The following is a 14,221-nucleotide window of genomic DNA, read 5'->3' as shown; positions in this document are numbered from 1 at the left end:
GGTCTCAGGCCTCGCGCACGTACGACGTCAGCTCGGGGCCCGGGTAGAGGACGCCGTTCACGATCGCCCGGATGGCGAACTCGCTGGCGCCGGCGAGGTCGACATCGGAGGGCTCGAGGAGCCACTGGAGCTGGAGTCCGTCCATGACGGCGAGGATGGAGGCCGCGGCCTTGTCGACCGACTGGGGGTCGACGACACCCTCCTGCACGCACAGCTCCCGGAAGGCGTCGTCGATCTCGCGCCGGAGCGTCCGGTAGCGGTCCTCGAAGTAGCTCCGGGCGGGGTGCTCGTCGGTGACCGACTCGGCGGAGAGCACGGTGTAGACCTGCACGATGCCGGGGCGCTGCGCATTGCGGAGGGCCGTGCCGACCAGGTGCATGAAGAGGTCCGGGCCGCCCGGGATGTGGCGGTCGGCCAGGTGGGCGACGTCGTCCTGATCGCGGAACTCGATGACCTCGAGGAGCAGGTTCTGCTTGGAGCCGAAGTGGTGCAACACGCCGGCGTGGGTCATCCCGACCTGCTCGGCGATGTCGGCGAGGGTGCCGTTCGTGGAGCCCTTGGTGCCGAAGACCTCGACCGCGGCTCGCAGGATCTCCTTGCGCTTGCGCTCGGTCTCAGGGCGCGGATTGGCCGTGCCGGCGGTGGTGGCCATCCCGCATCTTCTTTCGCTCGTTGTTGCGTGGCAGCTTACCACCCAGTAACCTCACGCTAACTTGCTTTCTGACCAGTAAGCAAGTTATGTTCACCACACACCCTGCACCACCTGGCACAAGGACTGTGCCGTCACGAAGGAGAAGCAATGAGGCTTAGGAAGTTCTTGATCGCGGGCTCCGCGGTCGTCGCCATCAGTGCGATGGCCCTCACGGGATGCTCGAGCAGCGGATCGACCGCATCGAGCGGATCGGGCGGATCGATCACCGTCGCGAAGCCGGACGGCGCGGCCGTGCTGGCGACGCAGATCAACAACCCGTTCATCGCGACCGGCTCCGGCCAGTCGCTCGGCTACAACCGGATGATCTTCGAGCCGCTGGCCATGGTCAACCCGGTCGGCAAGAACGAGACCACCCCGTGGCTCGCGTCGAAGGTCGAGTGGAACTCCGACTACACGCAGCTCACGGTCACGCCCCGCGAGGGCGTCAAGTGGAGCGACGGCAAGCCGTTCACGGCCGACGACATCGTCTTCACCTTCAACCTCATCAAGAGCACCCCCGCCCTCGACCTGGCCGGGCTGAAGCTCGCCGACGTCAAGAAGGACGGCGGCAACGTGGTCCTCAGCTTCACGGAGTCGAAGTTCGTCAAGCAGGGCGACGTGCTGCAGACCGCCATCGTGCCCGAGCACCAGTGGAAGAACATCTCCGACCCGACGAAGGACGCGGTCAAGGACGCGGTCGGCACCGGCCCGTACACGATCAAGACCTTCTCCTCGCAGGGCGTCGTGCTGAAGGCCCGCACCGACTACTGGGGCGGCAAGGTCCCGGTGGGCGAGCTCAAGTACCTCGAGTACAACGACAACACCGGCCTCCTCCGCGGTCTGCAGAACGGCGAGACCGACTGGGCGCAGATCTTCATCACGGACTACCAGAAGAACTACGTCGACAAGGACCCGAAGCACAACGTCTTCTGGGGCGCCAACGTGCTGAGCCCGGACATGATCCTGGTCAACACGACCAAGGCCCCGTTCGACAACGTGGCGTTCCGCAAGGCCGTCAACATGGTCGTCGACCGCAAGGCGCACGCCGAGAAGGCGCGCAGCAATGCCGGTCCCGAGCTCAAGAACGTGACGGGCATCCCGCAGCCGACCGGTGACCAGTACATCGCTTCGGAGTACAAGGACCAGAACTTCAAGATCGACGTCGACGGCGCCAAGAAGGTCCTCACCGACGCCGGCTACACCTGGAAGGACGGCGCCCTGATCGACCCGTCCGGCAACCCGGTCTCCTTCACCCTCCAGGACCCGCAGGGCTGGAACGACTACGTCACCGGCATCCAGCTGGTCGCCACGCAGGTGAAGAACACGCTCGGCGCCGACGCGAAGGTCGCCACCCCCGACGCCGACACCTGGACCACCAACGTGGCGACGGGCAACTTCGACGCCGTGCTGCACTGGACCGGCTCCGGCTCGAACCCGTGGCACATCTACGACGACGTCATGAACGGCGCCTACCTCGACCAGGCCGCCGACGGCAAGGTCGCCGACAACTTCGGGCGCTACAACAACCCGGAGGCGACCGCCCTCCTCAAGGAGTACGCGCAGGCGTCCGACGACGCGTCCCGCAAGGCCGCTCTCGACAAGATCCAGAAGATCTTCGTCGAGGACGTCCCGGCCATCGCGATCGGCACCCACCCGCAGCTCGCCGAGTACAACACGCGCAAGTTCACCGGGTGGCCGAGCGAGAGCGACCAGTACGCGACCGCCGACCCGACCCAGCCCTCTGCCGTGCAGGTGATCATGAACCTGAAGCCCGCGAGCAAGTAACCCCCCACCAGCGTCCGGGGCGGAAGACGGTTTCGACCCCCTTCCGCCCCGGACGTTTCGCGGTCAGCAGGAAAGCGACGAACTCATGACAGACACCCTTCTCTCGGTGCGCGACTTCTCGGTCGTGTACGACGTGGATCCCCCGGTCCGGGCGGTCAAGAACGTCACCCTCGACATCAAGCGCGGCGAGATCGTCGGTCTCGCCGGCGAGAGCGGATGCGGCAAGACCACCCTCGCCTACGGGGTGCAGCGCCTCCTCCGTCCCCCGGCGGTCATCACCGACGGCAGCGTCGTCTTCCACGACAAGAGCGGCGACGACGTCGACATCAACGCCCTCGGCGTCGAGCAGATGCGCCGGTTCCGCTGGGACAAGATCTCCATGGTCTTCCAGGGCGCGATGAACGCTCTCAACCCGGTGGCGACCATCGGCTCGCAGCTCGAGGATGTCTTCGAAGTGCACCGGCCCGACATGAACCGCACCGAACGCCGCAAGGCGGTCGTCGAGCTCCTGGAGATCGTGAAGGTCGGCGGCCAGCGCCTCCGCTCCTATCCCCACGAGCTGTCCGGCGGCATGCGCCAGCGCGTCATGATCGCCATGGCGCTCGCGCTCCGCCCGCAGCTGATGGTGATGGACGAGCCCACGACCGCGCTCGACGTGCTCGTGCAGCGCGAGATCCTGCGCCAGATCTCGCAGCTCCGCCACGAGTTCGGCTTCTCCGTCGTCTTCATCACCCACGACCTCCCGCTGCTGCTGGAGATCAGCGACCGCATCGCGATCATGCGCGAGGGCGAGATCATCGAGCTGGCCACGGCCGAGCGGATCTGGAACGACCCGCAGCACGAGTACACGCGCAAGCTGCTCGCCTCCTTCCCGCGCCTGACCGGAGAGAGAGGAGTGGTCGCGCGATGACGACCCTCGAATTCAAGAACGTCACCAAGATCTACAACGTCCGCGGTTCCGGGCAGCTCAAGGCCCTCGACGACGTGAGCTTCACCCTCGGCTCGCACCAGACGCTCGGCCTCGTCGGGCAGTCGGGCAGCGGCAAGTCGACGATCGCGAAGATCCTGACCCAGCTGGAGACGCCGACGCGCGGCGAGATCCTGCTCGACGGCGCCCCCATCCCGCGCGGCGGACGAGGCCTGCGGCGGTACCGCCAGCAGCTGCGGATGGTGTTCCAGGACCCGTTCGCGTCGCTGAACCCGTCCCACTCGATCCGCCACCACATCGAGCGCCCGCTGCGGCTGGACAACGTCGTCCCCAAGCGCGAGGTCGACGACGAGGTGCGGCGCCTGCTGCTCCGCGTGCGCCTCGACGCCGACGCCGTCATCGACCGCCGCCCGCACGAGCTCTCGGGAGGCCAGCGCCAGCGCGTGGCCATCGCCCGCGCGCTCGCCTCGCGTCCGGCGCTGCTGGTCGCCGACGAGCCCGTCTCGATGCTCGACGTGTCGATCCGCCTCGGCGTGCTCAACCTGCTCGCCGACCTCCAGCGGGAGGAAGGACTCGGCGTGCTCTACATCACCCACGACCTGGCCACGGCCCGGCACTTCAGCGACGAGATCATGGTGCTCAACCAGGGCAAGGTCGTCGAGCGCGGCACGGCCGACGACGTCATCCTGCGCCCGCAGGATCCATACACGCGCGAGCTGCGCGCCGCTTCGCCCGACCCCGAGAAGCACTTCCGGGAACTGTCGGCACAGACCTCGGGAGGTGCGCTGTGAGCGCCGAATCGCAGGCCCCCGTCGATCCGACCCTCGTCGGCACGACCGCCACCGGCACGGAGCGTCGCCGCACGCGCGTCCCGTGGCGCTTCATCGGCGGTCGGGTGGCCTTCTACCTGTTCACCCTGTGGGCCGCCATCACCGTGAACTTCTTCCTGCCCCGCCTGATGAAGGGCGACGCGGTCGACTCGTTCATGGCGCGGAGCCAGGGTCAGCTGACGCCGGACGCCGAGAAGGCGCTGCGCGCGCTCTTCGGCCTGGACAAGTCGGTGCCGCTCTGGGATCAGTACATCAACTACTGGAACATGCTCCTGCACGGCAACCTGGGCATCTCGATCTCCACCGGCATGGCGCCGGTGGGCGACGCGATCGCCTCGGCGCTGCCCTGGACCCTCGGGCTCGTCGGCGTCGCCACCATCATCTCGTTCGTCATCGGCACCGGCCTCGGCGCCATCATCGGCTGGAAGCGCGGGAGCCGCCTCGACCTGTTCGTGCCGGTCACAACCTTCCTCGGCACCATCCCGTACTTCTGGCTCGGCCTGATCTTCATCGCGATCTTCTCGACGACGCTCGGCTGGTTCCCCGCCGGCCACGCCTACGAGGTCGGCGTCGACCCGGGCTGGAACGCAGAGTTCATCTCCGAGGTCGTCTCGCACGCCGTCCTCCCGGTGCTGACCATCGTGGTCGTCTCGCTCGGCGGGTGGGTGCTCGGCATGCGCAACATGATGCTGACCGTGCTCGACGAGGACTACATCACGGTTGCGCAGGCCAAGGGCATGCCGAACCGCCGCGTGCTGTGGCGCTACGCCGCCCGCAACGCGGTGCTCCCGCAGATCCAGAGCTTCGCGCTCGCCCTCGGCTTCATCGTCGGCGGCACGCTCGTGATGGAGATGGTCTTCTCCTACCCCGGCATCGGCCTGTTGCTGCTCAACGCGACCAACGCGAAGGACTACGCGCTGATGCAGGGCATCTTCCTCGTCCTCGTCCTGGCCGTGCTGGTCGCGAACATCATCGCCGACATCGCCTACGCCATCCTCGACCCGCGCACCCGTCAGACGGAGGCCTGATCATGACTACCCCCGCCGAGAAGACCGTCCCCGCCGAGAGCGCACCGGCGCTCGCGCACCACGTGGGCGTCGGCGCCCCCGAGACCGCAGCAGTGCTGGCCGGTCGGCCGCAGAACACTCCCGAGCACGCTCCGGAGCGGAAGACCTTCTGGTCGCAGCTGAAGGTCTCGCTCGCGATGTTCAGCAACCCGAAGTCCGCCACGGGCCTCATCATCCTCGGGGTGTTCATCCTCGTCGCGATCTTCGCGCCGCTGATCGCCCCGTACGACCCCCAGGCGCAGAACCTCGACGAGACCCTGCAGCCGCCGTCGTTCCAGCACCTCCTGGGCACGACCCACATCGGCCAGGACGTCTTCAGCCAGCTCGTCTACGGCACCCGCGGCGTGCTCGTCGTCGGCTTCCTGGCGACGATCATGGCGACCATCGTCGCGATCGCCGTCGGTGTGACCGCCGGCTACCTGCGCGGCTGGAAGAGCGAGGCGCTGTCGGCCCTGTCCAACGTGTTCCTCGTCATCCCCGGCCTCCCGCTGATGATCATCATCGCGTCGCAGTTCGAGGACCCGCCGCTGGTCGTCATCGCCGCCGTGCTCGGTCTCACCGGCTGGGCGTGGGGAGCGCGCGTCCTGCGTGCGCAGACCATGTCGTTGCGCAACCGGGACTTCATCCAGGCCGCCCGCGCCAACGGCGAGCCGCTCTACCGCATCATCCTGGTGGAGATGCTGCCGAACCTCATGGCGCTCATCGCCTCCAGCTTCGTCGGCACGATGACGGCCGCGGTCCTGGGTCTGACGACCCTGGCGTTCATCGGCGTCATCCCGGTGTCGAACCTCAACTGGGGCACGGTCCTGTTCTGGGCGCAGCAGAACAACGCGTTCCCGGACTACTGGTGGTGGTACGTCCCCGCCGGTCTCTGCATCGCGATCCTGGGCGTGGCGCTCTCGCTCGTCAACTTCGGCATCGACGAGTACGTCAACCCGCGCCTGCGCTCCGCCGGCGAGCGCGCCCGCGCGATGAAGAAGAAGGGTCTCAACATCAACGCGACCGTCACGCAGGTGCGCACGGGGTCGTCGGCTCCGTCGTCCTCCGGCTCCACCTCCACCACCTCCCCGTCGAACGGGCCCGCGGCGGAAGGCGCCACTGAATGACATCCACACTGCCCATCACGGACGCCACGCGGACCGGCACCCTCCCCTACCAGGACCCGTCGCTCACGACGGCTGAGCGCGTCCGGGACCTGCTCGGCCGCATGACCGTGGAGGAGAAGGTGGGGCAGATGCTCCAGCTCGACGCGCGGGACGACCTGCAGGACCACATCCTGCGTCGTCACGTCGGGTCGATCCTGCACACGTCGCCCGAGCGCATCCTGGAGGCGAACCGGCTCACGGCCGAGACGCGCCTGCGGATCCCGCTGCTCGTCGGCGAGGACTGCATCCACGGGCACTCCTTCTGGCCCGGCGCCACGATCTACCCGACCCAGCTCGGCCTCGCCGCGTCGTGGGATGCGGAACTGATCGAGCGCGTCGCCCGCGCCACGGCCGAAGAGGTCGCCGTGACCGGTGTGCACTGGACGTTCTCGCCCGTGCTGTGCATCGCCCGCGACCTGCGCTGGGGCCGGGTCAGCGAGACGTTCGGCGAAGACCCGTTCCTCATCGGCGAGCTCGCGAGCGGCATGGTCCGCGGCTACCAGGGCGACGGCCTCGACGACCCGACCGCGATCCTCGCGACCGCGAAGCACTTCGCCGGGTACTCCGAGACGCAGGGTGGCCGCGATGCGAGCGAGGCCGACATCTCCCGGCGCAAGCTCCGCAGCTGGTTCCTGCCGCCGTTCGAGCGCGTGGCCCGCGAGGGCTGCCGCACCTTCATGCTCGGCTACCAGAGCACCGACGGCGTGCCGATCACGGTCAACGACTGGCTGCTCAGCGAGGTGCTGCGCGGCGAGTGGGGGTACACCGGCACCCTCATCACCGACTGGGACAACGTGGGCCGCATGGTGTGGGAGCAGAAGGTCCAGCCCGACTACGCGCACGCGGCCGCCGCGGCCGTGAAGGCCGGCAACGACATGGTGATGACCACTCCTCTCTTCTATGAGGGAGCGCTGGAGGCCGTCGCCCAGGGGCTGCTCGCCGACGACGATTTCGACGCCGCGGTCGGGCGCATCCTGACGCTCAAGTTCGACCTCGGCCTCTTCGAGGACCCGCGCCTCCCGGCCGACGACCTCGACACCGTGGTCGGCAGCGCGGAGCACGCCGCCCTCAACCTCGAGGTCGCGCGGCGCTCGCTCGTGCTGCTCGAGAACGACGGGACGCTGCCGCTGGCGGCATCCGCGTCGGCGCCCGCTCCCGTGCGCGTCGCGCTGGTCGGCCCGCTCGCCGACGACGCGCAGACGCAGCTCGGCGACTGGGCCGGCGGATCCGGCCAGGCCGGCTGGCTGGACGGCCAGCCGCGCGAGATGATCACGACGGTGCTCGACGGGCTCCGCGCGACGGAGGGCGTCAGCGTGCAGTACGCCCGCGGCGCCGACATCCTGACCCTCGAGGACGACCCCAACGGCCGCACGTTCCCGGACGGCCAGCCGCGACCGCCGGTCGTGGTGCCCTGTGCGCCCGATCAGCAGTTGATCGCGGAGGCCGTGGCTGCGGCCGAGCAGTCGGATGTCGTCGTCGCCGTGGTCGGCGACCGGATCGAGCTCGTCGGCGAGGGCCGCTCCACGGCGACGCTCGAACTGATCGGCGGCCAGAACGCGCTGCTCGACGCCCTGATCGCGACCGGGAAGCCCGTCGTCGTGATCCTGCTCGCGTCGAAGCCGCTCGTCCTGCCTCCCTCGACCGCGCAGGCGGCGGCCGTGATCTGGGCCGCGAACCCGGGCATGCTCGGCGGCCAGGCGCTGGCCGAGCTCCTCACCGGCCGCATCGAGCCGTCGGGGCGCCTGCCGATCTCCTTCGCCCGCCACGTCGGCCAGCAGCCGACGTACTACAACCAGATCCGCGGCCAGCACGGCGACCGCTACGCCGACCTCACCCAGGCGCCCGCCTGGGCGTTCGGCCAGGGGCTCTCGTACACGACCGTCGAGTACGCCGATCTCGCGCTCGCGCGCACCGAGCTCGGCGCCGGAGACGACATCGTCGCCGAGGTCACGGTGAGCAACACCGGTGATCGTCCGGTGCGCGAGACCGTGCAGGTCTACGTGCGCGACGCGGTCACCAGCGTGAGCTGGGCCGACCGGGAACTGAAGGTGTACCGTCAGGTCGACCTCGCGCCGGGGGAGTCCGCGCGTGTGGTGCTGACGCTTCCCGTCGCCGACTGCACGATCGTGGATGCGGCTGCCATCCGCCGCGTGGAGCCCGGTGCATTCGAGCTGCTCGTCGGCTCGTCGTCGCGCGCCGAGGATCTGCTGGCTGCAGGATTCGAGGTGCGGTGAGCGGCATCCCGATAAGCTGACCTCGTGCTTCTCTCCGATCGCGACATCAAGGCCGAGCTCGGCGCCGGACGGATCGGCCTGGAGCCGTTCGACGCCTCGATGGTGCAGCCGTCGAGCATCGACGTGCGGCTGGACCGGTTCTTCCGGTTGTTCGACAACCACAAGTACCCGTTCATCGACCCGTCGGAAGATCAGCCCGAGCTGACGCGCTTCGTCGAGGTGGAGGCGGACCAGCCGTTCATCCTGCACCCCGGCGAGTTCGTGCTCGGGTCGACGTACGAGCTGGTGTCCCTGCCCGACGACGTCGCCGCGCGGCTGGAGGGCAAGAGCTCGCTCGGTCGCCTCGGCCTGCTGACGCACTCGACCGCGGGGTTCATCGATCCCGGGTTCTCCGGTCACGTGACGCTCGAGCTCAGCAACGTCGCCACCCTCCCGATCAAGCTCTGGCCGGGCATGAAGATCGGCCAGATGTGCTTCTTCCGGCTCACCTCGCCGGCCGAGAAGCCGTACGGATCGAGTGAGTACAGCTCCCGCTACCAGGGCCAGCGCGGGCCGACGGCCTCGCGCTCGTTCCTCAACTTCCACCGGACCGACGTGTCCGCCACCGAGGCCGGGCGTCCGTCCAGCTGACCCACGACCCGAGAGGCGCCCCATGAGCGAGACGACCGACGCCGAGTTCGCGAGCGCGCTGATCGCGACGGGGCCGACTCCCGTGCGGCCGCAGCGGATGCACCTCTTCGGGCAACTGGTCGGCAGCTGGCGCGCCGAGTGCCGGTTCCTCGACGAGGAGTCCGGAGCCTGGAGCGAGTTCACCACCGACTGGCTGTTCGCCTACACGCTGGGCGGCCGCGCCGTTCAGGATGTGCTGGTCGCGCCGACGGCTGCCGACCCCTCCCGCATGGAGTCCAAGGGCACCACCATCCGCGTATACGACCCGGTGCTGGGCGCGTGGCGGGTGAGCTGGTTCGGCGCCGTCGCCGGTGACTTCTGCACCCTCGTCGCCTCCGGCCACCGCGACGGGATCCGCCAGGACGGCACGCAGACCGACGGCCGCCCGATCCGCTGGAACTTCTCCGCCATCACCGCCGACTCGTTCGAGTGGGACGGTTGGGTCTCCGACGACGAGGGCCGCACCTGGTGGCTGGAGCAGCACATCACCGCCACGCGCACCGGGTAGGAGCGGCGTGCGGGTGCTGCCGCGCCCGCGAATCATCTCATCCACTTGTCACAACACGCCGCCGGCGCAGGCGCGCTCGCGGCATGTCGCGACCACTGGATCGCCCCTCCCATCCACCTGTCACAACACGCCGCCGCGCAGGCGTCCGCACGGCGTGTTGCGACCACTAGATGCAGCGGCTGCTCCCTACGCCACCCACCCCGCGGTCGCCCCGGTGACGGCCGAGCCGTCGAGGTCGGCCAGCTTGATGCCGACGAAGGCACGCGCGGCGTCGGAGGTCTGCACACGGAACGGCGGCTCCGCCTCCGTCAGCACCCGCTCGATGACGGCGGCGACCTCGGCGGGCTGCTGCGCCGCGGCGAAGGCGCCGGCGGTGCGCTCCAGGTAGGCGGCGAGCTGCGGGGCGTAGGGTCCGGCGTCCGCGAGGGCGGCATCCCGGCCCTCGGTCGCGTTGGCGACGAACTCGCTCGCGACGGCGCCCGGCTCGACGACGATCACCGCGACGCCCTGGGCGGCGGCGACCGGGTGGAGGCTCTCCAAGAAGCCTTCGACGGCGAACTTGGCCGCACAGTACGCGTCGTTGAACGGCTGTCCGATGATGCCGCCGACGCTCGACACCGTCACCACGCGCCCGCCGGAGGCCCGCAGCGCGGGCAGCGCCGCCTGCGTGAGCTGCACGACTCCGAAGAAGTTGACCTCCATCGCGGCGCGGACGCGGTCGATGCCCATCGTCTCGGCGGTGCCGAGAGCGGCGGCGCCGGCGTTGTTGACCAGGGCGTCGAGGCGACCGCGCTCCGCCACCACCTGCTCGACGAGTGCCGTCGACGCCGCCCCGTCGGTCACATCCAGCGCCCGGATGTCCAGGGACACCCCGGCGGCGGTCGAGGCGTCGCGGAGCCGGTCCGCCCGGGAGACGTCGCGGACGGTGGCGACGACATCCCAGCCGCCGCGGGCGAGGGCGACCGCCGTCTCGAGTCCGATGCCGGTGGAGGTGCCGGTGACGAGGGCGACGCGAGTGCTGGAGGAGGAGTTCATGGTCTCAGCATGCTCCTTGAAGTGCGCTCGAAGTCAAACCGTGGGCGGTCTCCCGCCTGGACGCTGTGCGCACGAAGGTATTCGGTCGCGGGCATACCCCAGACGTGAGTTATCCACAGGGAATTTCACAAGTGGAAAATATGAGCCGTTCTCACAGCTGACCCGAAGGTTCGCCATCCGGATCGGCGTACAGGGCCGGCAACTGGAGGGTGAGCCAGGGGCTGAACGCCCACGGCGTCGCCTCCACGGCCGAGAGCAGCGTGCGCGGGTCGACCCATTCCCACTCGGCGACTTCGTCGGCCGCCGGGGAGAGCGGCGAGGCCACGGTGGCGGTGTAGACGGGGCAGATCTCGTACTCGACGATGCCGGAGGCGTCGACCGCTCGGTAGCGGAAGTCGGGGAGCGCGACGATCACGTTCTCGATCGTCGTGCCGAGCTCGTCGGCGGCGCGGCGGGCGACGGCATCCTCCATCGTCTCGCCGGGGCCGGGATGCCCGCAGAATGAGTTGGTCCAGACGCCGGGCCAGGTGGCCTTGCCGAGTGCGCGACGGGTGACGAGTATGCGGCCCTCGCCGTCGAAGAGGTGGCAGGAGAACGCCAGGTGCAGCGGCGTCTCGGTGGTGTGCACGGTGGCCTTGTCGGCCGTCCCGATCGGCGTCCCGTCCTCGGCCAGCAGTACGACCTCTTCACGGGGTGGCGTCATGCGTCCATCCTAGGCGCGGGTGCGGCGAGGGGAACCGGGAGGGAGCCGCGAGCGAACCGGTGAACCGGGCGGAGGCCCGCCTCACGCCGGCGGGGTGGCCGCCAGGTGGTCGCGCATCGGCACGAGGTTCTGCAGCGGCGCGAAGTACCCGAACCGCGGCAGGTCGAACACCACTCCCCGCACGCCTGATTGGGCGAGGGAGGCGAGCCACTCGATCGCGCCGGGAAGCGGGACCGAGAGCACCTTCGAGGCGGCGTCCTCGTCCAGCCCCGCGCTCAATGCACCCTCCCGCGCGCGCCCGAGGGTCGTGAAGGCGAAGACCATCGGCCCCGCGTCCAGCTCGCCCACGAACGGGGTCGGGGCGTCGTCCGTCCCGCGCGCGATGAACGCCCAGCTCGGCAGCGCGTAGACCGCGCGCCAGAGGCCGTCCATTGCCTCGAAGCTGTCCGGTGCGTTCCGCAGCGCCTCGGCTGCGGCGTCGATCGCGGCGACCTGATCGTCGGTCGGTTGCATCGGTCCTCCCCCTTGGTCCGGTGCGTCCACCCTAACCGCGCAGCGCGGGATGCGACCGGGGCGGGGAGCTTGCGTCTCGCCATGTATGCGCATACACTCGCTCGAAACCGCGACCGCCCGCCACCTCGCACCCTGGCGTCAGGATGGCGGCGAAAGGACGATGATGCCCCTTCACCTCTCCCGCCGCGCCCTGCGTGCCGGCGGAACAGCTCTCGCCGCCGCGCTCGCCGGCGCTGTCGCTCTGGCGGTTCCTGCGGCCGCCGCGCCTCCGGGCCAGTCGCGCGCCGCTGCTCCCGCCGCCGCTCCCGCCGCCGCTCCCGCCGCTCCCGCCGCGATCTCCGTGGACACCCACGGCCCCGCCTCCGGCGACGCCACCCCCTACTCGGCCGAGCTGCACCGCTGGGCGGCCGACACCTGGCACTCCCTCGACGCGATGACCGACCCTGCCGTCGGCCTCCCCGCCGACAACATCGACGACAGCCTCGATCCCGCCTCCGCCAGCGGCCACACCTCCCCGACGAACATCGGCGGCTATCTCTGGTCGACGCTCGCCGCGCGCGGGCTCGGGATCATCTCGGCGGACGAGGCCCGTGACCGGCTCACCACCACTGTCGGCACGCTCGAGCACCTCGAGCGGAACGCCGCGAGCGGGATGTTCTACAACTGGTACTCGCCCGCCGACGGTCAGAAGCTCACCACGTGGCCGGAGGACGGCTCGGTCGTCCATCCCTTCCTCAGCACGGTCGACAACGGCTGGCTCGCCGCCGCGCTGCGCATGGTGGCGAACGGCGAGCCGACGCTGACCGACCGCGCCCGCGCGCTCTACGACTCGATGGACTTCGGCGTCTTCTTCGATCCGACCCCGTACAATCCGGCGCTCCCGGCCGGCACGAACAAGGGCGGCTTCTGGGAGGCGCAGCCGGGCGACACCTGCGCGAGCGAGCAGGCGCCGTTCTCGGGATCTGGGCCGAACGTCTTCTACACGTGCCACTGGTACGACACCACGGTGAGCGAGAGCCGCATCGCGACCTACCTCGGCATCGTCAACGGGCAGATCCCGCCGTCCGGGCTGTACGGCACCTTCCGCACGATGCCCGCCGGCTGCGACTACTCCTGGCAGGAGCAGAGCCCCGTCGGCGAGAACCGGGTGTACGACGGTCTCACCGTCTTCGAGGGCGCCTACAGCTCTGACGGCATGCAGTTCGTGCCGAGCTGGGGCGGCAGCATGTTCGAGGCGCTGATGCCCGACCTCCTGGTGCCGGAGGAGACGTGGGGTCCGACCTCGTGGGGCCTCAACCATCCCGTGACCGTCGCCGTGCAGGAGAAGCACGGTCAGGATGCCGGCTACGGATACTGGGGCTTCTCGCCCGCGAGCAACCCCGACGGCGGCTACCGCGAGTACGGGGTGGACGCGGCGGGGATGCGCGCCGACGGCTACTTCTCCGACCAGGAGAACACCGACGTCGACCTCCCCTTCGCCGGCTGCCCGACCGCGGAGCGCGGCACCAACCCGGCGCCCACCTTTGGCGACGGAGTGGTGACGCCGCACGCGTCGTTCCTCGCGCTGGGTTACGACGCCCGCGGTGCCGTCGAGAACTTGCGCGGCATCGAGCAGAACCTCGGCGCCTACGGCCCCGGCGGGTTCTACGACGCGGTGGCCGTGCACAGCGGACGCATCGCCGAGCGCTACCTCTCGCTCGACCAGTCGATGATCATGGCCGCGGTCGCGAACGGCCTGGACGACGGCGCGATGCGCACTCTCTTCGCCGACGACGCGGTGCGGGATGCGCTCCAGCCGCTCATGGCGGCGCAGACGTTCTCCGCGTCGTGGGCTCCGCGCGCGGAGGACGGCGGAGCTGCGGGAGGCGCCGGAGGCGGCGGCACCGCGGTTGCGGGCATCGCGACCGGCGAACTCGCCGCGACCGGCTCGGACGCGGGAGGCGGCGCCGCGATCGCATCCGCGTTCGCCGTGCTGCTCGCCGGCGCCGGGATCACCGCGCTCGCGATGGTGCGGAGGCGACGTCGCGCGGCATGACGATCGCGGCCCGGTGCCGCACATGACGGAGGCCGGAGCGCTCGTGCGCCCCGGCCTCTCGTCGTTCCACCGAAGATG

13 protein-coding genes are annotated in these 14,221 nt (G+C 69.8%); 9 read left to right on the top strand and 4 right to left on the bottom strand.

Going from position 1 to position 14,221, the window contains the following annotated elements; genetic code table 11:
• Nucleotides 1-4 precede the first annotated feature (4 nt).
• Nucleotides 5-652 (bottom strand): TetR/AcrR family transcriptional regulator, encoded by a 648-nt coding sequence (locus tag FHX33_RS18165; protein ID WP_021763496.1) that lies wholly within the window; start codon nucleotides 650-652, stop codon nucleotides 5-7.
• A 147-nt stretch (nucleotides 653-799) separates the two neighbouring features.
• On the opposite strand from FHX33_RS18165, the gene FHX33_RS18160 reads away from it, so the two are divergent.
• The 8 genes from FHX33_RS18160 (at nucleotide 800) to FHX33_RS18125 (ending at nucleotide 9,857) form a co-directional block, all read left to right on the top strand.
• The gene (locus FHX33_RS18160) at nucleotides 800-2,476 is read left to right on the top strand and encodes an ABC transporter substrate-binding protein (RefSeq protein WP_021763497.1); all 1,677 of its coding nucleotides are present in this window, start codon (nucleotides 800-802) and stop codon (nucleotides 2,474-2,476) included.
• 85 nt (nucleotides 2,477-2,561) lie between these two features.
• A complete protein-coding gene (locus FHX33_RS18155; protein WP_021763498.1) occupies nucleotides 2,562-3,386 on the top strand; it encodes an ABC transporter ATP-binding protein in 825 nt (274 codons plus the stop codon).
• Nucleotides 3,383-4,195 (top strand): ABC transporter ATP-binding protein, encoded by an 813-nt coding sequence (locus FHX33_RS18150; protein ID WP_021763499.1) that lies wholly within the window; start codon nucleotides 3,383-3,385, stop codon nucleotides 4,193-4,195. Before FHX33_RS18155 ends, FHX33_RS18150 begins: the two co-directional genes overlap by 4 nt.
• Entirely contained in the window at nucleotides 4,192-5,262 is a 1,071-nt protein-coding gene (locus FHX33_RS18145; protein WP_021763500.1) for an ABC transporter permease, read from the top strand. Before FHX33_RS18150 ends, FHX33_RS18145 begins: the two co-directional genes overlap by 4 nt.
• Nucleotides 5,263-5,264: 2 nt before the next feature.
• Nucleotides 5,265-6,407 (top strand): ABC transporter permease, encoded by a 1,143-nt coding sequence (locus FHX33_RS18140; RefSeq protein WP_021763501.1) that lies wholly within the window; start codon nucleotides 5,265-5,267, stop codon nucleotides 6,405-6,407.
• A complete protein-coding gene (locus FHX33_RS18135; RefSeq protein WP_183428822.1) occupies nucleotides 6,404-8,680 on the top strand; it encodes an exo-beta-d-1,3/1,6-glucosidase in 2,277 nt (758 codons plus the stop codon). Before FHX33_RS18140 ends, FHX33_RS18135 begins: the two co-directional genes overlap by 4 nt.
• A gap of 24 nt (nucleotides 8,681-8,704) precedes the next feature.
• Entirely contained in the window at nucleotides 8,705-9,310 is a 606-nt protein-coding gene (dcd, locus tag FHX33_RS18130) for a dCTP deaminase (protein WP_021764114.1), read from the top strand.
• A 22-nt stretch (nucleotides 9,311-9,332) separates the two neighbouring features.
• Nucleotides 9,333-9,857 (top strand): hypothetical protein, encoded by a 525-nt coding sequence (locus FHX33_RS18125; RefSeq protein ID WP_021764115.1) that lies wholly within the window; start codon nucleotides 9,333-9,335, stop codon nucleotides 9,855-9,857.
• 186 nt (nucleotides 9,858-10,043) lie between these two features.
• Here FHX33_RS18125 and FHX33_RS18120 read toward each other — a convergent pair whose 3' ends face one another.
• The 3 genes from FHX33_RS18120 to FHX33_RS18110 form a co-directional block, all read right to left on the bottom strand.
• Nucleotides 10,044-10,892 (bottom strand): SDR family oxidoreductase, encoded by an 849-nt coding sequence (locus FHX33_RS18120; RefSeq protein WP_183428821.1) that lies wholly within the window; start codon nucleotides 10,890-10,892, stop codon nucleotides 10,044-10,046.
• A gap of 151 nt (nucleotides 10,893-11,043) precedes the next feature.
• A complete protein-coding gene (gene idi, locus FHX33_RS18115; RefSeq protein ID WP_021765618.1) occupies nucleotides 11,044-11,595 on the bottom strand; it encodes an isopentenyl-diphosphate Delta-isomerase in 552 nt (183 codons plus the stop codon).
• 81 nt (nucleotides 11,596-11,676) lie between these two features.
• Nucleotides 11,677-12,108 carry a hypothetical protein gene (locus FHX33_RS18110; protein ID WP_021765617.1) on the bottom strand — a complete coding sequence of 144 codons (432 nt, stop codon included), beginning with the start codon at nucleotides 12,106-12,108 and terminating at the stop codon, nucleotides 11,677-11,679.
• A gap of 163 nt (nucleotides 12,109-12,271) precedes the next feature.
• Here FHX33_RS18110 and FHX33_RS18105 point away from each other — a divergent pair, with 163 nt between their 5' ends.
• Nucleotides 12,272-14,143: a glucoamylase family protein gene (locus FHX33_RS18105; protein WP_221209684.1), complete on the top strand. Its 1,872-nt coding sequence runs from the start codon at nucleotides 12,272-12,274 to the stop codon at nucleotides 14,141-14,143.
• Nucleotides 14,144-14,221 lie beyond the last annotated feature (78 nt).

It is taken from the genome of Leifsonia aquatica (genome assembly GCF_014190775.1).
Taxonomy (GTDB): Bacteria; Actinomycetota; Actinomycetes; order Actinomycetales; family Microbacteriaceae; genus Leifsonia; species Leifsonia aquatica.
The sequence above is the reverse complement of the archived record's forward strand: the minus strand, read 5'-3'. Positions and strand labels throughout refer to the sequence as shown.